The following is a 19,095-nucleotide window of genomic DNA, read 5'->3' as shown; positions in this document are numbered from 1 at the left end:
AAAATGTGATGAGTACTAAGCAATACAGTAGATTTATACTCTATATTGCATGGTCATTATGCTTCTTATTACTTTGAACATGTCTAACTCTGAAAAGAAGGAGTATAGTTAGGTTATGAATCAAGCTGATACCAACAATAATGAATTAGGTAAACAACCTTATCAGAATACAGAGCGGTTTTATAGAAAAACGCGAATCGAAAAATCTACAAGGAATTATACGATCAGAAGTCTCTACAAAGAATGGAGAAGAGATCGGTCATGGATCAGTCAGAATCAACATGATGAGATTGTTCTTCGGTTTGATCTGGCAATCCAAAGGAATGCAACCTGGAATGATCATCAGCGGAGCGACTTAATCCATTCGTTGATTTATGGGTATTATATTCCACCCGTGCTTATTCAGGATTCAGATGACGGGAAAAAGTGGTTTTTGGATGGGAAACAACGGATAACAACGATAATGAGTTTTATTGACGGTGTATGGAAACTGCATAAAAATACAGAGGATGTATATGGACATCAAATTGCAGGATGTAAATTCAAAGATCTGCCTCAAGAGATGCAAGATGAAATATTAGATGAATCCATCACTATCGTCAAAATAGAAAATATGACGGATGAAGAACGCGATAAGATGTTCGTAAAGCAAAATAGTGGCACGCCACTGTCTAGAATAGAATTAACAAGAGCGAAGCATAGCGATTTAATCAAGTCTATTAATGATTTGTCAAACCTACACTTCTTCAAAGAGGATGTAGGCTTATCCAAACGTGCTAGAGTACGGTTTGTAGATCAAGAAATGATACTTCAAATCCTGATGTTGTTTGAAGATGGGATAGATAAAATAAAGGGCTTTGGTGCAAAAAATATTGAAGAATATGTTCTTGACTTAAAGAAAACAGAGAAGGTTTTGGATCAAAACATTGTTGAAAAAATACAGAAAATCTCAATGTATCTTACGGATGCTTTTGCTTCGTTCGATTCAAATGAAAGAAAAAAAGCACTGAAAAAGACTCACATACCGATTATTTTTTGGTGCGCAGAGGCAGCAATGAATCAGCTTTTGCAGCCGGAGTTATACGGTGAGTTTATTCGGAGTTTTTTGGTTACATGTTATCGCGTAGAGAGTGAATATGGGAAGTCGTGTCAAGCAGGGGCACCTAAAAAGGAAAACGTACTGAAGAGAATTACGGAAATGTCAATAGCTTTAGAACGATTTATATCTATTGTTCAATCTAATTTGGAAGTAGAGGAAGCAATCGTACAATTGGACAGGTCACTTCGCATATGATTATTGACAAAATGTAGAAATGGATTAGAATGTGAGAGATAGATTTCGTTTGATATTTACTGTAGAAAAAAGTTGGCATGGGAGGGTATTGGGGTGGTGCTCAGTACCCTTTCTTTTTATTGAAGTGTCATATATAATAAAAATATGTAGTACTTTATTTAGTTGATGCCCATTGCATAAAATGTATAAAGGAGGTTAGAGATGGATTTTTATAACGCAGAAATTAAAATGAAATATCTTGAGCAATTCGATAATTTAGACACAAGAGAAGTTTACTCAAGATTATTTAAAAAAGCAGTGGATACAGAAATAGAGCTCCAACGGGATATATATGATTTTCGTGATGATGAAATTGAAAATTTTATCGCAAATATGCTTAAACCAAAAACAAAAGAGAGTGCTCGGACGTATTGTAATGTTCTATCTTCCTACATACAATGGGCGATGGATCACAGTTACTCAAGAAATTTTACTAATCCATTAAAACGAAGACAAGAATATTTTTATTCCTTCGTAAAGGAATATAAACAATATATAAGTTATGATGAAAAGCAGGCAATTATCCATTCATTAGTGAATAAACAGGATAGTTTTATTATTGAAGCATTATGGAACGGTATTCAAGGCACGCAAGTTAAGGAATTAACAAATTTACAAATTTCAGACTTTGATTTTGATAAGAATAAAATTTATATAAGAGATGAAAAGGGAAATATCGCTCGAATTATTTCTCCGATGGATCCATTTATTTTTAGCATGGCGGTACTGACGAATCAGGAGCAGTTATATTATAAATCGAATGGGGGAATTGATTTTTCAAGTAAAGTCAGAGACTCTATCCCACTTCCGAGCTCAACCTATATATTAAAAGGTGCAATAAATAATAATGATGAGAATCGGGATAAAGTCAAGTTCTATACGATTTACAATAGACTGGAAACGATTAGAAAAGTAGATGGATTAGAAGAGTACAGTGAGGCTCTTACTACTAAAAATATTGTACGGAGCGGTATGATATACTTGGCATTACAGATTTTAAAAAGGGATGGGAGACTGGAAAGGAAGCAGATCGAAGAAATATGCGATTTTTATAATATGAAGTATAAATGGTCTCTTCGAGATTTTTTGAATATAGAAATGATTAGGTCGTTATATCCTCACGAAATAGACGAGATAAAGAACGCAATGGAGTAAGTTATCCCATTGCGTTTTTTAGTGCGTCTATTTCTTAAACATAGATGAAAAAACTGCTAAATGAGAAGCTATAATTTCCTACAAAAATTTGACGGTAAGTATTGAATGGGATATAATTGGAATATAAAAATACAAACATATGTTCTTATTTTACTGTAAACATCATTGTAATGGGGGAGAAATAGTGGATAACTATGACAGCATTATTTTGCGTGAGTTAGAATTCGGAATGGGATTTAAAGGAAAAATGTTAGACGACCTAAAATTAGTCATTGTCGATGAAGCAACATTACAGCAATTTTATAATTTTATATTCCTATCCGGTAGTGATATGACAAAACCAATGATTGTTCATAAATTCATTATATATATAAAAGAAAAATCATCCTATAAAGAATATCACGAATTTGAAAAACTATATAAAGAATGTAAGTTAAAAATAGAAAAAATTACATTGATAAACAGATTATTTGCTAATATAGAAAATAATAAGGAAATAGAACAGGTTCTTCACTGGATTGATAACCAGAAAATAAATTTAAAACAACTGTACGATGCAGTTGTTACATATAGAAATGACTTTAATGTAAAAGAGATTGTGACCCTAATTGAGCAATTACATATAAATAAGGATTATAAAGATCAAATGAAAAGAGCGATTATATAAGACTAAAAAAATTAAATGAGAGGCAAATCGATGATGGATAAAAATACGACCTAAATGTATCGGATCAAAACCGATACAAAAAGCTATTGACGGAAAATCTAGTAGGGAATATAATCTATTTACAATCAAAAACAAAATAAAGTACTAAATTATAGTTTGAAGGATGGAGGTGACGAACATGATCAAATATGAATTGGAAGAAGGTACAAATAGTTTTAACTTATTCTTGAAGGATGATGATCACAACGTAAAGGTTCTAATTGCGGTCATTTTTAATGATGTACATGCACGAATTATTAAACGACGAATGAATGAATATGTTACGTCTTCAGCAAAGGCATAAACACTTATTAGGAAAAGGGAGGGCTATGTTATGTTTTATCGACATTATGAAGGTTATGAATGTTATTTGCTCGGTATTGTGAAATCGGGTATTAGCCACAAGCAAGCGGAAAAATACTTTGAGGCCATACATACTGAATCAGGGAAACATGTAAATGTATTTCTTTATAAAGGCGCCTTTCATGTGGATTCGGATGAATTACTTGCCCTTTATGTTGATGCTCAAGGAAGATATTGGGTACAACCTAAAGAGTTATTTTTGGGTTCAGTAATGATAGATGGACAAGAAGAACGACGCTTCTCTCCGTTTAATCAAAGAAGAAATGATTATTAATCATCAAAAACTATAAAAAGTACAGAGGTGAATGTTGTGGAGTATGATAAAAAGCGCTATTACAAAATTGGTGAGACTGTGTGGATGAAAAAAGAAAAAAGATTCGGGGTTGTGAAAGAACTTAATATTAATCCTTCTGCAAAGAAATATGAGCTAGTGATTGAAGAAAAAATAAACAATGAATACAAAACAATGTACGTAAACGTATGGGATGTTGATAAGGATAAGCGGACAACTCGTAATAAGAAGCCATGTGATACAGTATTGTTTGCCAAAGTGAGAGAAACGGCAGTCTTGCCCAGTTCCATGAATGCCGATGCGAGCTATGATATTTATGTAGATATTAAAAATGCAGTGTTGAATCCAAAAGGAAAATCAGTTGAAGATCCTGTGAGCATTCAGCCGAACGAAGTCGTATTTTTGCCTACAGGAATCGCATCTTCTTTATTGAATAAGTATAGACTTGTATTGAAAGAAAATAATAATGCCTCGAGTTGTTCCTTATCAGTCCTATCAGGAATCATTGACGCTAATTACCGTGATGAATGGTTTATTGCCATTCTTAATTCGGGATCCAAAAACGTTGTACTGACATCGAGTGTTAATGAAATTATTGAAACCAATGATAAAATTTATTACCCTGCAACAAAAGCCATTGCTAAGGCGGTTATAGAAATATGTCCTAAAGTAAGAACTAAGGAGATTACATATGAACAACTCCGCAAAATACCTGCTATTGAGATGAATCTAAGCTCAAATTAATAAAGATATTTAATAAGGGATGTTGAATGGTCAAAATGACAAAACGAGAAGTAATGGACTTAATGGCTTATTTATCATTGATTTCGGCTTCTAAGATGGGGAAGAGTGCGATACATCTAGTGAATGAAAATCAAGTTGATAAAATTATTAAAAAAGCTGTGGATTTGTTTGATAATGACAGTAATAAAGCAGAAGCATTTATTGAGGAAAAGACAAAAAAATTAATTCAAAAACTCAATAAACATATCAAAATGTAATAACATACAAAAGCAAAAAACCTTATCTAAGAGAAGAGGTTTTTTGCTTTTGACTGACGAAACTATTTAAGACCAAATGATAGAGAATATCATGCTTTTTATTGAAATACATATTGCGAAAATGCTCCATCGATATGAATTGGGAATGTACATGTCAGCACATTTTATGATGTGATAGGTGATGCACATGGGGGATAAGAATAAGAAGCTGGAGGGTGTCGGCGTTGACTTGCCGAGTGATGTCATTGTCTTTCATTCCGAGCAGCAGATGAAAGCTCATTTGCCCTGCAAAATGTATAAGCTTGATCATACATCGGGGAGTATCTGGGATCATACCCACGACTATATACAGATTTGGTATGTTGTTCGAGGGGAGTTCAAGCATTCCATTAATCATCGGACTTATAACATGGTGAAGGGAAATATATTCGTCATTCCGCCCTATGCCGTACATCGGGTCGATATGATTCCTGATCAAGGAATGGAAGTGATCGGATGTGAGTTCCTGCCTCATTTTATCAACGAACGATTTGAGCAATCGGAATGGAGCGGAGAATGCTTTGATTTTTCTTATTTGGAGCAGTTTCTGATCGATGAGAAGCACGTGACGCCAAAGGTAGCCTTGACCGGAGAGATCGATATGGAAGTCGGTCGTTTGCTTACGGAAATGTTGGAAGAGTACCGGGGGGCAAAGCGATTTTACGAGTTGGTGCTCAAAGCAAATTTACTGAAGCTTCTCTCTGTCATCATTCGTGAATATTCCAAGTTGGCAGATAAGCCGAGTGAAGAGGACGAGCGTGTTGAGAAGTACCGAGAGTTGATAAAGGCTGTGATGGACTATATTCATGAGCATTTTGCCGAGGAGCTTAGGCTTGAGCGTCTGTGCAGGCAATTCAACATTTCCAAAACGTATTTCTGTTACTTATTCAAACGATTTACAGGCAAAACATTCAACGACTATCTGATCGACTTGCGTGTGAGTAAGGCAGCGCATTGGCTCGTCGCGACGGATAAGTCTGTCACTGAAATCTGCTTCGGCACTGGATTCAATGATTTGGCCTATTTCTCACGCATGTTCAAGCGTCATACCGGCATGTCGCCCTCGAAATATAAGAAGCAGGCACTTGCGGGTCCATTGTCGTAAGCCTGCTGCTTGACGATGCATTTGAAGATTCTGTATACTAAGAGATATTATGAAGCAAGGGGAGATTTTAATGTTGGTGAGCGTTCTTAACTAGTCAATTCCATAGTGAGGCAACGGTTTTGCTGCAGGTGTATGTTCGAATTTCGTCATAGGAACATCCCTGAGAACGAACGTCCAGCGAGACGTTTATTTGAGCATGCTGTTATTAGTCCTCCGGAAACGAGTTAAGAACAGCGGATAAGCAAATCTACGCCAGCATTCCATTCTCTTGCTGCCCGGATCCGTGCTGTATGCAGCACGTTTTTTTGTAATCACCGTGAATTGTGTGCATTCCACCATAGGGGCACTCAAACATGGCCTGGGACAGTTACTGATGAGAACAAGGAATATATAGGCAGAGTATGCACATACGCATGCTCTGCCTTTTTTGCGTTATACAGACGATACCCGGCATGAACGATACATGCTGCTGTTTTCCGTGAACAGAATCCCTCTTTCCGTGAGGTATAATATGCGGCTGCTCTCCTACAACAATCAAAGGAGAATCAAGAGGCATGAACGAAACAATGCTGCAAAGACTGGATTATCATAAGGTTAAAGAAAAAGTATCGGAATATGCGGTTTCTTATGCGGGAAAAAGCCACGTCGAGAAGATGTGTCCGCTCACGAATATCGATGAGGTACGAAGAGCGATGGCAGAAGTGACGGAGGCAAGTGATATGCTGAAGCAGGGGGCGAGTGTACCGCTGCCGACCTTACAAGGGATTGAGCATATTATCTCACTCGTGAATACAGGTTACGTATTCTCGGAAGATGATTTCACGAATGTGGCTGTCTTTCTACGCAGCTGCACTCAATTGAAGAAGTATATGCGCGCGAAGTATGCAATTGCGCCTACAGTAAGTCAGTATGCTGCATCGATGTATGAACTGGAGAGCGTAAGGGATGAGATTGGGCGCTGCATTCGACATGGTCGAATTGCAGATGAAGCGAGCAGGGAGCTAAGCAGAGTCCGACGGAAGGTTATGCAGGTGGAGAGCCGCATCAAGCAAAGACTTGATAGTCTCATGAATAAACATAGAACACTGATGCAGGAGCATCTGGTAGGGATGCGCGGGGGCAGATATGTGCTGCCCATTAAGAAGGAGCTGCGCAAGCAGTTCCATGGCACCGTATTGGATGAATCAGCAAGTGGTCAAACCGTGTATATGGAGCCGACAGAAATTGCCCATCTTCAGCATGATCTCGCCCAGTGGCGGATTGCAGAGTCGCAAGAGGAAATGAAGGTGTTGAGTCATTTAACCGAATTGCTGGAAAGATCGACACCTGAGATTGAGATAAATGTGGATACCGTTGGGGTATATGACTACCTATTCGCGCGCGCGAAATACAGCCGTGCGATAGATGGTCGACCGGTACAGTTGAATGATTGCGGCATCATTGACATTCGTAATGCGAAGCATCCACTGCTAGGCGCGCATACGGTGCCTCTTACATTTCGAATCGGTCGTGGCTACTCTTGCCTGATTATTACGGGGCCGAATACGGGCGGCAAGACGGTTGCCTTGAAAACAGTGGGACTGCTTACGCTTATGGCGCAATCTGGATTGCTGGTGCCGGCCCAAGAGAACAGTCTGTTCTCCGTATTTCGCAACGTATGTGTAGATATCGGAGACGGTCAGAGCATGGAACAGTCGCTAAGTACATTCTCGGCCCATGTTACGAATGTGATTCATATTCTTGAGGAAGCCGATGCGTCCACGCTTGTATTATTTGACGAAATGGCGTCCGGTACCGATCCTGGTGAAGGGGTTGGTCTGTCGATCTCCATATTGGAGGAGCTGCGGAGAAGAGGATCAATTGTACTTGCCACAACGCACTTCAATGAAATCAAGCATTTCGCAACTGCTACGGCGGGCTTTGAAAATGCAAGGATGGAATTCGATGCAGACACCCTGCAGCCGCGATATCAGCTGCGCATTGGGGAAGCTGGAAGCAGCTATGCCTTCCTTATTGCTGCGAAGCTGGGTCTGTCAGCCGATATTATTAGCCGTTCACAGCATGTTACAGAATCGCTTAGTGCAGGAACCTTCCGAGCTGAGAATGCTGCTGCTGCATCAGATGGGAAGTCCGCAATTTCTGAGGCTGAAGCTCCCAACGGAGATATCTCTATTTCCAGGGAAGAGCAGGATTCAGACCGGAATGATGCTGGAAATGAGGATGAAGCTAGGGCTGTTGAGACAGTAAACCTCGTCCAGAGGAATGGCAGTGCAAATCTTCCTGTGAGCAGGGAAGAGGAAAGGCATGTAACACCCACAAAGTGTGCTAAGGAGTCTATGAGCTCTAAGGATTCTAAGGATTCCGATAACAGCAAGAACCCTCCCGCTAAGCTGCAAAAAGGGGACTGTGTCCACATTGCATATTTGAAGCGTACGGGCATCGTGTATGAAGAAGAAGACTTACGCGGGAATGTAGGGGTACTTATCCAGCGCCAGAAGGTGAAAATCAACAAGAAACGCCTAACGCTGTACATTGAGAAGCGGGATTTGTACCCGGAGGACTATGACATGGACATTGTGTTCGAGACGAAGGAGAATCGCAAGAAAAAGAAGATCATGTCCCGCAAGCATGTCGAGGGCATCTCGATTGAGTATCCATCTGAATAATGAGATAACGCCATGTGAAGAGGCCTTCTATTTTATTAGAAGGCCTCTGTTCGTGGTGAATCCGACATAAACAAAAATATTCTGTAAAATGAGACAAACGTCTTGGGCAGAAGCAATTGCTAGCCAAAGCCGATGCCGCATCTCTGTCTCCTTTCCCCTGTATATTCCTGTATTAGAGAAACAAATGGGAGTATCTCACATCCTCAACTGCATCTGTGAAAGAAAGTCCAATATTTGTGGACTATAGTGCAATGTGCGGCGTACAAACTTTTTTATAATGTAGTGGAGACAGTTAGTATTCGTTGTAACCGCTTGCAAATAAGTGGAGAATTGAAAATTTAACCGAACACAACGACGAAATGGAGTGGGCTGCTGTGAAATTAGGAGTTAGCATTTATAGTTTGTATGCTGCATTGCAGGACAAACGTCTAAGTATATCCGGAGCATTGGAATGGATGAAGGAGAATGGCGCGGATCACGCAGAAATCGTGGATTTGGATTTGGATCTGGTCAACCATCCAGAGCGTGTAGAAGAGATTCGTACAACAGCAGAACGAATTGGGCTTGAGTTGTCCAATTATTGCATTGGAGCGAACTTTGCAGGTCATGACGAAGAGGGATTGAAGCGTGAAATCGAGCGTGTGAAGTCGCATGTTGATGTTGCGAATCGCCTTGGTGTGATGTTCATGCGTCATGATGTGGCATCGCGTCCGCTTGAACAGACAGGTGCTGCTTATTTCGAGCAGGATTTCCCTCAGCTTGTCGAAGCATGCCGGGAAATTGCAGATTATGCTGCCCAGTATGACATTGTCACAAGCGTGGAGAATCACGGGTTCTATACGCAAGCTAGCGAGCGTGTGAAGCGTCTCGTGCTTGCCGTAGATCGCGACAACTACAGAACGACCATTGATGTAGGCAACTTCGTATGTGTAGACGAGAATCCACTCATTGCCGTGAAGAACAACCTTGAATTGGCGTCGATGGTTCACTTCAAGGACTTCTATATTCGTCCAGCCGATCGCAATCCTGGCCAAGGCTGGTTCCGCTCTCTGCATGGCAATTATTTGCGCGGTGCAATCGTGGGTCAAGGAGACTTGCCAATCTACGATATCGTTCGCGCGGTGAAGGCATCTGGATTTGACGGCTATGTCAGCATTGAATTCGAAGGGATGGAAGACTGCCTTAAAGGCACGAAGATTGCGATGGACAATGCTCGCCGCATTTGGGAAGAAGTATAAATTCGACAGATCATTCTGGATGAAACATACAGATCAAAATTAGGAGGACTAATCGATGAGTAAAGTAAAAGTTGCGGTTATTGGTACAGGTTCGATCTCGGAAATGCACTTTAATGGCTATAAGAACAATAGTGAAGCGGAAATTATCGCTGTGTGCGATTTGAATGCGGAACGCGCGAAGGAGAAGGCAGTCAAGTACGAAGCTCCAGATGCGATCGTATATACGGATTATCATGAATTGCTTCAAAATCCAGATATTGATGCAGTAAGCATCTGTACATGGAATAATTCCCATGCACCAATTGCGATTGCAGCGCTCGAAGCAGGCAAGCATGTACTTGTAGAGAAGCCGCTTTGCATGACAGTTGAGGAAGCGCTTGCGGTACAAGAAGCACAGAAGAAGAGCGGCAAGACGCTGCAAATCGGTTATGTGCGCCGTTATGGCACGAATACACGTGTATTGAAAAAATTCATTGACGAAGGCGAGCTTGGCGAGATTTATTATGCGAAGGCATCCTGCATTCGCCGTCTTGGCAACCCAGGCGGCTGGTTCAGCGATAAGGAACGTTCCGGCGGCGGCCCATTGATCGATATCGGCGTTCACGTAATCGACCTGTGCTGGTACTTGATGGGCAAGCCGAAGGTGAAATCAGTTAGCGGCAATGCGTATTATAAGCTTGGCAATCGCAACCACATCGAGCACTTGGACTTCTATAAGGCAGCGGATTATGATGGTGGTAAGGTGAACACGGTTGAGGATATGGCAAATGCGCTTATCCGCTTTGAAAATGGTGCATCCCTTGCGGTGGACTGCAGCTTCTCGCTTCATGTGCAGAAGGATGATATGTATGTGAAATTGTTCGGCGACAAGGGTGGCGCTGAAGTAGAGCCTGAATTGAAGATCATTGGCGAGAAGCATAACACGATCTTAAACATGACGCCGCAAATTGATCATCTGACATTTGATTTCAACAATGGCTTCCAAGGCGAAGTCGATCATTTCATCGATTGCGTGCAAGGTCGCACAGAGACGATCTGCCCTGCAGAAGATGGCGTAGAAATGATGAAGATTTTGTGCGGCATTTACGAGTCTAGCACCAAAGGGACAGAAGTTGTTTATTCCTAATTGAAGCTTCTATCGATGCACTACCACTATAATTGAAGGAGTGAAATTTCATGACGATAATTACGAACCCTATCGGAGTCATTACAGACAGCTTCCGCATTCCTGTGCGGGAAGCGTTGGTGAAAGCTAAGGAAGTGGGCGCAGACGGTGTCCAAATCTATGCGGTTAGCGGAGAAATGGATCCGGCAAACCTATCGCCTCAAGCGCGCAAAGAAATGCGCAGCTATATCGAATCACTCGGTCTGCACGTATCTGCACTGTGCGGTGACTTGGGCGGACACGGCTTCCAAGACAAGGAGGCGAATCCGGATAAGGTGGAGAAGTCCAAGCGTATTCTGGACTTGGCACTTGATCTGGGAACCAATGTGGTAACGACGCATATCGGTATCGTGCCGCATGAGCAGAATTATATTTTCGAAGCGATGCAGCAGTCTTGTGAGGAGTTGAGCCAATATGCGAACAGCCTTGGCGCACACTTCGCTATTGAGACGGGACCAGAGCCTGCGGCACATTTGAAGTCTTTCCTCGATACATTGTCCGGCAAAGGAGTAGCTGTCAACTTCGACCCTGCGAATATGGTCATGGTTACAGGGGATGATCCGGTTCAAGGCGTACATACGCTGAAGGATTACATCGTCCACACACACGTGAAGGATGGCGTGAGATTGCGTGAGGTTGACCCGCGTACCGTATACGGCATGCTGGGCTTCGAGCCAATGTCGCATGAGAAGATTGCGGAAATGGCAACGAGCGGTCCATTTGAAGAGCTTCCGCTTGGCGAAGGCAAGGTAGACTTCGACGCTTACTTCCAAGCGCTCGTTGATATCGGCTACAAAGGCTATTTGACGATTGAGCGTGAAGCAGGCGAAACACCTGAAGTAGACATCCGCAAGGCTGTGGATTTCATTAAGCGTTATAGATAATAGTTTGAGTTTCAGAAGGGACAGATGTCGCAAGTTATGCGGCTTCTGTCTCTTTTTTCTTTTGTCTATCATGGGGCGATCTTTCGTTTATAGGAAGGTAGTCTGTAAAAATATGAAATGAAAGCGATGTCATAAAAATAGACTGACATATTTCATGTGTGCTTTTACATAAGGTAAGAAGGGTAGTTCGATATTTTGTACAGAGAATAGGAGTGGTAATGTGCACGCGATCGACAAGTTGGCACGCATGGTGGGCGAAGTGAAAGAAGATGCTTCTTGGGAGATAAAGCTTACTCCTGAGACGAACCTGGTCGATGAGGTTGGCCTCGATTCTCTTCAACTGATTCAGCTTATGTTGAAGGTGGAGGAGCAGTTCAACGTGCAAATGGACTTTGAACGATTCGATTACGAGCATTTGCAGACGACTCGAGCGTTCTTAGGGTTTCTCGAATCACTCGGCGCCGAGGTGCAGCTGCATGCGTAGTCCTCTGCCGGAGGAACTGCTGCTAAGATCTATGCCACTCTATGATGGGCCGCGCCTTGTCATGGGCATGTTCGATGCGGAAGCCTATTGGCGCCCTTCCGAGCTGGCGAAGCTGCCATCGCTTCGGCCAGTACAAGAGCACGCTGCTGCCGATTATATGGACGAGCTGCTGTTCCCATTGTGCGGAGAAGATGGCCTCGCCGTGACCCGTCATCCACGGAATGCGGCGCAAGCTGCCTATTTGCATGATGCAGGATTTTACTTCCGCTCGTTGACATGCAGCAACGCTCAGACGAACGGGAACGAGCAGAGAAATAAGGATGTATTCCAACTCGTATCGGAGCAATGCACAGAGCCGAAATGGAAGCGATTGATGCGGGAACTCCCCCTTGCTGCTTACGCGGTTATTCCCTCTGCGGAGGCGTTTGTTCAAAAGTATGGCCTGGACGGCGCAATTCCTGATGCGGAAGCCGTTAAACAGGTGAATTCGAAGGCATATTCGCTTCGTCTTGCACAGCAGTTAGATTTGAACCCTCCAGGCAGACTTGCAGAGGGAGCGGATACCGTGCAGCAAATCGGCGCTGAATTGCTTAACCGTCACGGCAAGCTCATCTTGAAGGATCCCTACGGGGTATCAGGCAGCGGGAATCTAGTCGTCGACGCTTCGGCACTTCTTACTCGCCTTACTGATTATCTACGTGCTCAAGAGCGGGCAGGCAAGCAGGTACAGTTGATCGTTGAACCTTGGCTGAATAAGCAGGCGGACTTCTCCTGCCAATTGCATATCGCATCGAACGGATGGACGGAACTGCTCGGGGTACAGCGAATGGTGAATAGACAGCTGAATTATGGCGGTTCATATGCAGCGGATACACATCTAATGAATCGATTGGCAGAGGCGGGTTACTTCGAACATATGGAACGTTTGGCCGCTCAGATGTATATTGACGGTTATTACGGGCCCGTATGCATTGACTCTATGCTGCTGGAAAACGGTGAAGTGTATCCAGTAGTGGAGATTAACGCTCGACATTCCATGGGAATGCTGAACCATTGCCTAGACGCCCACTTGGAACGCTGGGGGAAGCGCAGTTTCTTGACATGTCTCCAGCTTGGGCTCCCTGAACGGGAGCAGAAATCGACAATGCGGCCTGCAAGCATGGTAGAAGAAGACGCAAGAACCGCAGGAACCGCCGATCAAGATTTGTCTAGCTCCAGCACTCAATTCGAGCAATTGTTGATGCAATTGGATGAAATTGAACTGTTATACACACCGGAACGTCGCACGGGCGTGATGCCGTTGTCTGCGAACACTCTCTTCTCACCAACTGTTCATAACCGCTCAGGACGCTGGTATGTGTCACTTGTTGCGGATAACGCTGCCGGGAGTGAGGCGTTAGGCAATCAGCTTCATCAAGCGCTTTTGGCATTCGGCTACCGGATTTATTCATAGATAAGATGGAACAGCATCGATCGCAAAGTAGGTGTTCACACTGCTAAATACTTCACCCATTACCATTCTTACCTCGGGAAATTCACTCGGTGCTTATGTACCAGGGATTCGACTTGTAGAGCAACTTAGACGGCGCGGGATTCCAGCAGAAGCTGAAGTGCTGGAGCGCCTCTTCCCTGAGGAGACACGCCGCAACATGATTCGCACGAAGCAGCTTTTTCACAATAGCTTCGAGGCAGCTAAGATGGGAACCCGAATGGCGCGAGATATTGGTCTGACACTGGATGAAGGGGCCGTAGCCAATCTGCTTCAGCGATGGAGAGATGAAGGAAGGTCGGCCTTCCTTGCTGTGACAGGCTTCTGGATACCAGTTCTGCAGCGATATGAGAAGATGATGCATCCTGAGCCAATACGCGCAGAGTTCTTACGACTGGATACAGTGGATACGCCGTCCTATCGTCCATATGAAGATGTATATCCCCGCTATCGCCATCATTGGCTGTACAGACTGGGGAGAGAGGGTACAAGCGAACTTTATGCCAAGTTGACCATGTCGGATGCAGATTTCGTTCCCTATCCAGAGCGCGAGAGACGAATTGTCGTTCACGGAGGTGGCTGGGGGATCGGTACTTATCGGAGCAAGATTGCGAATATCCAGCGCTATTACTCACTTGCCATCGTGGCATACCATTCAGAGGAAGTGCTAGATGCGCTGCCGTGCGACCGAATCTATATGACCGATCCGAATTGGCACCCGTGGCTGGAGGAATCACTGTCGTATGATCAGACTATGCAGGCTGCTCAAACCACTCAAACCACTCTAACCAATCTATCCAATCAAATTGATACAGCTTATCCGCCAATGGCTGAATGGAAACGGAATGAACCGCTCACCTACGAACGGGGCACGAACGGGCCGCTGCTGTATGAGGTAATTCGAAACAGCTTGGCCATCGTCAGCAAGCCTGGTGGCGGAACACTTATCGATTCGCTATCATCTGCAACCCCGCTGATATTCCTTGAGCCATTTGGCGAACATGAACGGGCAAATGCAGAGCTATGGGAAGAGCTCGGCTTCGGCATTTCCTATGACCGCTGGCTAGAGGCGGATTGTTCTTGGGAAATGCTGTATGAGCTGCACTGTAATTTAAAAAGCCAAACGCTTTCACTATCTGATTTCGGAGGGATGTATTCATGACGCAGCCGAAGACAAGTGCGACGTTAACACGGACAGAGTTCCGTTCTTTGAAGCAGACGCTTCACAATATGAGCACAGGTAGCCGGGGTCTGAAGGAGGATCCATCCTTTGCCTTCGATCTGCCAAGGGATATCGGCATTAAATTGAACAATGGCTGCAACTTGCGCTGCAAGCACTGCTTCGAGTGGAATCCCGACGGTTACCATCATGAATTCGAGCGTCAGGAAGCACGGAGAGAAATCGAATTCTCGTTAGTCGAGAAAATATTTGAAGAAACGAGACCTTACCGCTCGCGCATGTTCCTGTGGGGCGGCGAGCCGCTCATGTACTCGAAGCTGGATGAACTGTGCGAGCTGCTGGCGGCAGATCCTCGAATTGCGACGATCTGCACAAATGCGGTGCTGGTCGAGCAGAAGTTGGATTCGCTGCTCAAGCTGCCGGAGGGTGTCACACTGCTGGCTAGTCTGGAAGGATTCGAGGAGGAGAATGATGCGATTCGCGGACGAGGGATCTTCCAGAAGGTAACGGCGGCTATACAGCTGTTGCTGGATAAGAAGCGCTCGGGTGAGTTCAAGGGGGATGTATCGATCAGCCTGACGATCAATGACGCGATGGTAACTCGACTATATGAGTTCATGGAATATTTCGAAGAAGTGGGGGTCAATTCTGTCTATTTTGTTTTCCCATGGTATATTCCGGAGGCTGTTGCAGAGCGAATGGATACGTACTTTGCCGAGCATTTCGGGTGGCTGGAAGCGGCCCACGATCCGATGAAGAAGAGCTGGCATTCGTTCACGTATCATTTGTCGCCGGAGAACTTAGAGCCGCTGCTTGCGGAGATGGAGAAATTGCGTACACGCGTCTGGAATAATCGCATTCGTTTTCAACCTGCATTAGAAGCTGACGAGGTGCGTGAGTTCATTCTCGGCACCGAGCGTCCGGGCATGCGCCGGAAGGAATGTCTGGCCTTATCTACGCGCATGGATGTGCTGCCTAACGGCAAGGTGAATCCATGCAAGTTCTTCCCGGAATTCACAAATGCGGACTTGCGGGATTCTAGTTTGAAAGAAGTCTTCCACGGAGAGAGCTACAACAAGCAGCGCGAAGTATTGTCCTGTGGATTAACGCCGGTATGTTCGAAGTGCGTGCTCCTGTATAATAATGGCGCTTAAACGCTGACGGGAAGGGGAAGGACTCCCATGAGTGCGATTACGGTCAGAGGACTAAGCAAGACATTCGCCTATTACCGCAAGCAGAGTGGCCTGACACATTCCATTCGGAATTTATTTCATCGGGAACAATTGTACCGTCATGCCGTTTCTTCTATCTCATTTGAGATTGAGCAGGGAGAAGCGGTCGGATTCATTGGTCCGAATGGGGCGGGCAAGACCACTACGTTGAAGATGTTGTCTGGTATCTTGCACCCAACGGATGGGGAAGCACGTGTACTCGGCTACGTGCCGTGGGAGCGCCAGCAAGCGTTTAAGCGCCGCTTCGCGATTGTCATGGGGCAGAAGAGTCAGCTATGGTGGGATTTGCCGGCGAATGAATCGATTTATTTGAACAAATGCATCTATGGCGTGGACGATCTGGAGTACCGCAAAACGCTGGATGAGCTTGCTGAAATGCTAGACGTTGCGCATTTGCTGGGTGTGCAGGTGCGGCGATTATCGCTAGGTGAACGGATGAAAATGGAGATGATTGCAGCGCTGATTCATCGCCCCCAATTGCTGTTTCTTGACGAACCTACGCTCGGCCTCGATTTTGCGGCACAACAAAATGTTCGCCAGTTCCTAAAGGCCTACAAGGAGGAGAAGAAAGCGACAATCCTCTTAACAAGCCATTACATGCGTGACATCGAGCATGTATGCAGCAGGGCGCTCGTGATTCATAGCGGAGAAATTGCCTATGACGGGGCGCTTGCGCGGATGAGCGGATCATTCGGACGGCGCAAGCGAATGAAAGTACGATTTACTGCATTCGTTCCGCCTGAGCAGCTGCAAGACCTTGTTCGTCTTCTTGCCGTGGTGCGGGAGCATCAAGGAATGTCGGCTGAATTGGAAGTGGCAGCGGATGAGGTGAAGCCGCTGGCAAGATTGCTGCTGGATCATGATCTCGTTGAGGATTGGACGGTCGAGGACGTTCCAATCGAGGAAGTCATCGAACAACTATATGAAGCAAAATGTGCAGAACGAGAAGGGGAAGAGACGGATGGGGAAGCTTCCGGAGCAGAACGACATGCAGCAGAAGGATAACCGTAATCAGGATGAACATAGGCAGGATACACCTAATGAGGATGGCCCTAATCATCGAGCCTACAATAGGGCGGAATCTGCATCCAATCGACGAAAGGGCGGCAAGTATGCTGCAGCCTTCGGGATCGGGTTTCAATCATCGCTCGAATATAGGTTCCAATTCGTGATTGGACTTATCAGTCTCTTCTTTCCGATCGGCATTCAGTCTCTGATATGGAGCGCGGTGTACCGCAATTCGGAGCAGCACACACTTTACGGATATGACTACGGACAAATGATCATGTATACGATTCTATCCGGTCTTATTGCGAAGTTCGTCATGACACAGCTGGAACACACAATCGCCGAAGACATTAAGTGCGGCGGGCTGAACGCTTACTTAATTCGCCCCATTAGTTACTTCTGGTATCGGGTATCAGCTTATGCAGGAAGCCGCGTCGTAACGGACAGTATCCTGCTCGGCTTAGTTGCAGCCGTACTGTTCGCCGCTTCCCGTTATGGTCATGCTGTGCTGTCTTCAAGCCGCATCGCCTTATTTGCTGCTGCGCTTTTGCTTGCGGCAGCTGTACAGTTTCTACTCTCCTACGCCATATGCGCCTTAGCGTTTCGTCTTGCAGAGATCTCGTACTTCTTCGTGATCACAGGTCTACTTGTACAAATTCTAAGTGGCGGCATCGTACCGCTTGAGGTATTCGGTGATACGCTTAATGGATGGTTCAATTTGCTCCCGTTCAAGTACACCATTTACTTCCCGGTCAATGTGCTGAACGGTCGATTGAGCGAGGGAGAAGCGTTGACGGGACTGCTTATCCAGTGCGGCTGGATCGCTCTGCTTGCCGGAGCAGCACATCTCGCTTGGAGAGCTGGGCTTAAGCGGTACATCGGGCTGGGAGGTTGAAGAGGGGATGAGAACAAGCTGGTACTCGTTATCTTCGTGTCGTTCTTGGGCTGACGGTGCGAGAAGTTACTTGCGTTTATACGGTGTGTTCGTGAAAAATTGCCTCGCTGCAAGCATGGAGTATCGGTTCAACTTCTGGATGGGCATTGCTGTGGAGATCGCCTTCCTCTGTGCCAAGGCATTATATATCCTAATTGTGTATCAGACCGATCTGCATATCGGAAGCTTGACGCCAGATCATATTCTGCTGTTCATTGGCACTTATACGATGATGACAGGGCTCTACATGGGACTGTTCTATGTGAATTTCATTCGACTGCAGCAATATGTGCGCGACGGGACGCTTGATCTGATGTTGACGAAGCCGATATCGCTGCAATTTCTTGTGTCGTTGCGCTATGTCGATATTGGTCTGCCTATCCCGAATGTCATCGCCGGTGCGGTTATGATCGGCATCGGCTGGCATCGCGCGAATCTGCCGCTGGATGGCAATATCTTCGGCTTCTTCGCCTTGCTGTTATCTGCGCTGCTTGTCACGTATGGCATCATGCTGCTGCCTGCGCTGCTTGCGTTTCGTTTCGTTCAGACTGGTGCAGTGACCGAGATTGCCCATTCGATTTGGGACGCGAACAATATGCCTTTAGATATTTTCCCACGTTGGCTGCAGCGTATCGGCGTGTACGTGATTCCGATTTTTCTAATTAGCAACTATGCTCCGAAGTTTGTGCTTCATGAGCTGGCCGCATGGGATATTGTGTGGGCTATTGCAGCACCGCTCCTGCTGCTTCTCATAACGAGATGGTGCTGGAAGCGGGCTGTAGTTGGATATAGCAGCGCTGGAAGCTAGATGAGGAAAGGAA

General features: G+C 44.9%; 19 protein-coding genes. All 19 read left to right on the top strand.

Annotated elements, in window-relative coordinates; genetic code table 11:
- Nucleotides 1–115 precede the first annotated feature (115 nt).
- Nucleotides 116–1,294: a DUF262 domain-containing protein gene (locus BLS15_RS01695; protein ID WP_090509572.1), complete on the top strand. Its 1,179-nt coding sequence runs from the start codon at nucleotides 116–118 to the stop codon at nucleotides 1,292–1,294.
- 201 nt (nucleotides 1,295–1,495) lie between these two features.
- Nucleotides 1,496–2,488, top strand: coding sequence for a phage lytic cycle repressor MrpR family protein (locus tag BLS15_RS01690; RefSeq protein ID WP_090509569.1), 993 nt, complete (start codon nucleotides 1,496–1,498; stop codon nucleotides 2,486–2,488).
- Nucleotides 2,489–2,672: 184 nt separating this feature from the next.
- On the top strand, nucleotides 2,673–3,155 hold the full coding sequence (locus BLS15_RS01685; RefSeq protein WP_021257603.1) for a hypothetical protein: 483 nt from the start codon (nucleotides 2,673–2,675) through the stop codon (nucleotides 3,153–3,155).
- A 178-nt stretch (nucleotides 3,156–3,333) separates the two neighbouring features.
- Nucleotides 3,334–3,498, top strand: coding sequence for a hypothetical protein (locus BLS15_RS01680; protein ID WP_231515061.1), 165 nt, complete (start codon nucleotides 3,334–3,336; stop codon nucleotides 3,496–3,498).
- A 30-nt stretch (nucleotides 3,499–3,528) separates the two neighbouring features.
- Complete coding sequence (locus BLS15_RS01675; RefSeq protein ID WP_021257602.1) at nucleotides 3,529–3,831, top strand: DUF1653 domain-containing protein; 303 nt, start codon at nucleotides 3,529–3,531, stop codon at nucleotides 3,829–3,831.
- A gap of 36 nt (nucleotides 3,832–3,867) precedes the next feature.
- Nucleotides 3,868–4,593 carry a dCTP deaminase/dUTPase family protein gene (locus BLS15_RS01670; RefSeq protein WP_021257601.1) on the top strand — a complete coding sequence of 242 codons (726 nt, stop codon included), beginning with the start codon at nucleotides 3,868–3,870 and terminating at the stop codon, nucleotides 4,591–4,593.
- 35 nt (nucleotides 4,594–4,628) lie between these two features.
- Complete coding sequence (locus BLS15_RS01665) at nucleotides 4,629–4,850, top strand: hypothetical protein (protein WP_139170625.1); 222 nt, start codon at nucleotides 4,629–4,631, stop codon at nucleotides 4,848–4,850.
- Nucleotides 4,851–5,037: 187 nt separating this feature from the next.
- A complete protein-coding gene (locus BLS15_RS01660) occupies nucleotides 5,038–5,994 on the top strand; it encodes a helix-turn-helix domain-containing protein (protein WP_021257599.1) in 957 nt (318 codons plus the stop codon).
- A gap of 554 nt (nucleotides 5,995–6,548) precedes the next feature.
- Nucleotides 6,549–8,660 (top strand): endonuclease MutS2, encoded by a 2,112-nt coding sequence (locus BLS15_RS01655; protein WP_090509566.1) that lies wholly within the window; start codon nucleotides 6,549–6,551, stop codon nucleotides 8,658–8,660.
- Nucleotides 8,661–9,034: 374 nt separating this feature from the next.
- A complete protein-coding gene (locus BLS15_RS01650; protein WP_028531746.1) occupies nucleotides 9,035–9,898 on the top strand; it encodes a sugar phosphate isomerase/epimerase family protein in 864 nt (287 codons plus the stop codon).
- A gap of 55 nt (nucleotides 9,899–9,953) precedes the next feature.
- On the top strand, nucleotides 9,954–11,024 hold the full coding sequence (locus BLS15_RS01645; protein ID WP_021257596.1) for a Gfo/Idh/MocA family protein: 1,071 nt from the start codon (nucleotides 9,954–9,956) through the stop codon (nucleotides 11,022–11,024).
- A 50-nt stretch (nucleotides 11,025–11,074) separates the two neighbouring features.
- Nucleotides 11,075–11,947: a sugar phosphate isomerase/epimerase family protein gene (locus BLS15_RS01640; protein ID WP_021257595.1), complete on the top strand. Its 873-nt coding sequence runs from the start codon at nucleotides 11,075–11,077 to the stop codon at nucleotides 11,945–11,947.
- Between the two features lie 220 nt (nucleotides 11,948–12,167).
- Nucleotides 12,168–12,431 carry an acyl carrier protein gene (locus BLS15_RS01635; RefSeq protein WP_021257594.1) on the top strand — a complete coding sequence of 88 codons (264 nt, stop codon included), beginning with the start codon at nucleotides 12,168–12,170 and terminating at the stop codon, nucleotides 12,429–12,431.
- Complete coding sequence (locus BLS15_RS01630) at nucleotides 12,424–13,884, top strand: ATP-grasp domain-containing protein (protein WP_021257593.1); 1,461 nt, start codon at nucleotides 12,424–12,426, stop codon at nucleotides 13,882–13,884. The genes BLS15_RS01635 and BLS15_RS01630 overlap by 8 nt, the downstream gene beginning before the upstream one ends.
- Nucleotides 13,885–13,915: 31 nt before the next feature.
- Entirely contained in the window at nucleotides 13,916–15,082 is a 1,167-nt protein-coding gene (locus tag BLS15_RS01625) for a hypothetical protein (protein ID WP_231515062.1), read from the top strand.
- Nucleotides 15,079–16,254: a radical SAM protein gene (locus BLS15_RS01620; protein WP_021257591.1), complete on the top strand. Its 1,176-nt coding sequence runs from the start codon at nucleotides 15,079–15,081 to the stop codon at nucleotides 16,252–16,254. Before BLS15_RS01625 ends, BLS15_RS01620 begins: the two co-directional genes overlap by 4 nt.
- A 27-nt stretch (nucleotides 16,255–16,281) precedes the next feature.
- Nucleotides 16,282–17,337: an ABC transporter ATP-binding protein gene (locus BLS15_RS01615; protein WP_021257590.1), complete on the top strand. Its 1,056-nt coding sequence runs from the start codon at nucleotides 16,282–16,284 to the stop codon at nucleotides 17,335–17,337.
- Nucleotides 17,294–18,235 carry an ABC transporter permease gene (locus BLS15_RS01610; RefSeq protein WP_021257589.1) on the top strand — a complete coding sequence of 314 codons (942 nt, stop codon included), beginning with the start codon at nucleotides 17,294–17,296 and terminating at the stop codon, nucleotides 18,233–18,235. Before BLS15_RS01615 ends, BLS15_RS01610 begins: the two co-directional genes overlap by 44 nt.
- 7 nt (nucleotides 18,236–18,242) lie before the next feature.
- Nucleotides 18,243–19,082, top strand: coding sequence for an ABC transporter permease (locus BLS15_RS01605; RefSeq protein ID WP_021257588.1), 840 nt, complete (start codon nucleotides 18,243–18,245; stop codon nucleotides 19,080–19,082).
- Nucleotides 19,083–19,095 lie beyond the last annotated feature (13 nt).

Source organism: Paenibacillus sp. cl6col, from assembly GCF_900102125.1.
GTDB lineage: Bacteria > Bacillota > Bacilli > Paenibacillales > Paenibacillaceae > Paenibacillus_B > Paenibacillus_B suaedae.
The sequence above is the reverse complement of the archived record's forward strand: the minus strand, read 5'-3'. Positions and strand labels throughout refer to the sequence as shown.

Excerpts from the sequence above, each read along its gene's own strand:
- BLS15_RS01695 (WP_090509572.1), top strand. The coding sequence starts at position 116 with ATGAATCAAGCTGATACCAACAATAATGAATTAGGTAAACAACCTTAT.
- BLS15_RS01690 (WP_090509569.1), top strand. The coding sequence starts at position 1,496 with ATGGATTTTTATAACGCAGAAATTAAAATGAAATATCTTGAGCAATTC.
- BLS15_RS01680 (WP_231515061.1), top strand. The coding sequence starts at position 3,334 with ATGATCAAATATGAATTGGAAGAAGGTACAAATAGTTTTAACTTATTC.
- BLS15_RS01675 (WP_021257602.1), top strand. The coding sequence starts at position 3,529 with ATGTTTTATCGACATTATGAAGGTTATGAATGTTATTTGCTCGGTATT.
- BLS15_RS01665 (WP_139170625.1), top strand. The coding sequence starts at position 4,629 with ATGACAAAACGAGAAGTAATGGACTTAATGGCTTATTTATCATTGATT.
- BLS15_RS01660 (WP_021257599.1), top strand. The coding sequence starts at position 5,038 with ATGGGGGATAAGAATAAGAAGCTGGAGGGTGTCGGCGTTGACTTGCCG.
- BLS15_RS01655 (WP_090509566.1), top strand. The coding sequence starts at position 6,549 with ATGAACGAAACAATGCTGCAAAGACTGGATTATCATAAGGTTAAAGAA.
- BLS15_RS01645 (WP_021257596.1), top strand. The coding sequence starts at position 9,954 with ATGAGTAAAGTAAAAGTTGCGGTTATTGGTACAGGTTCGATCTCGGAA.
- BLS15_RS01640 (WP_021257595.1), top strand. The coding sequence starts at position 11,075 with ATGACGATAATTACGAACCCTATCGGAGTCATTACAGACAGCTTCCGC.
- BLS15_RS01630 (WP_021257593.1), top strand. The coding sequence starts at position 12,424 with ATGCGTAGTCCTCTGCCGGAGGAACTGCTGCTAAGATCTATGCCACTC.
- BLS15_RS01620 (WP_021257591.1), top strand. The coding sequence starts at position 15,079 with ATGACGCAGCCGAAGACAAGTGCGACGTTAACACGGACAGAGTTCCGT.
- BLS15_RS01615 (WP_021257590.1), top strand. The coding sequence starts at position 16,282 with ATGAGTGCGATTACGGTCAGAGGACTAAGCAAGACATTCGCCTATTAC.
- BLS15_RS01610 (WP_021257589.1), top strand. The coding sequence starts at position 17,294 with ATGGGGAAGCTTCCGGAGCAGAACGACATGCAGCAGAAGGATAACCGT.
- BLS15_RS01605 (WP_021257588.1), top strand. The coding sequence starts at position 18,243 with ATGAGAACAAGCTGGTACTCGTTATCTTCGTGTCGTTCTTGGGCTGAC.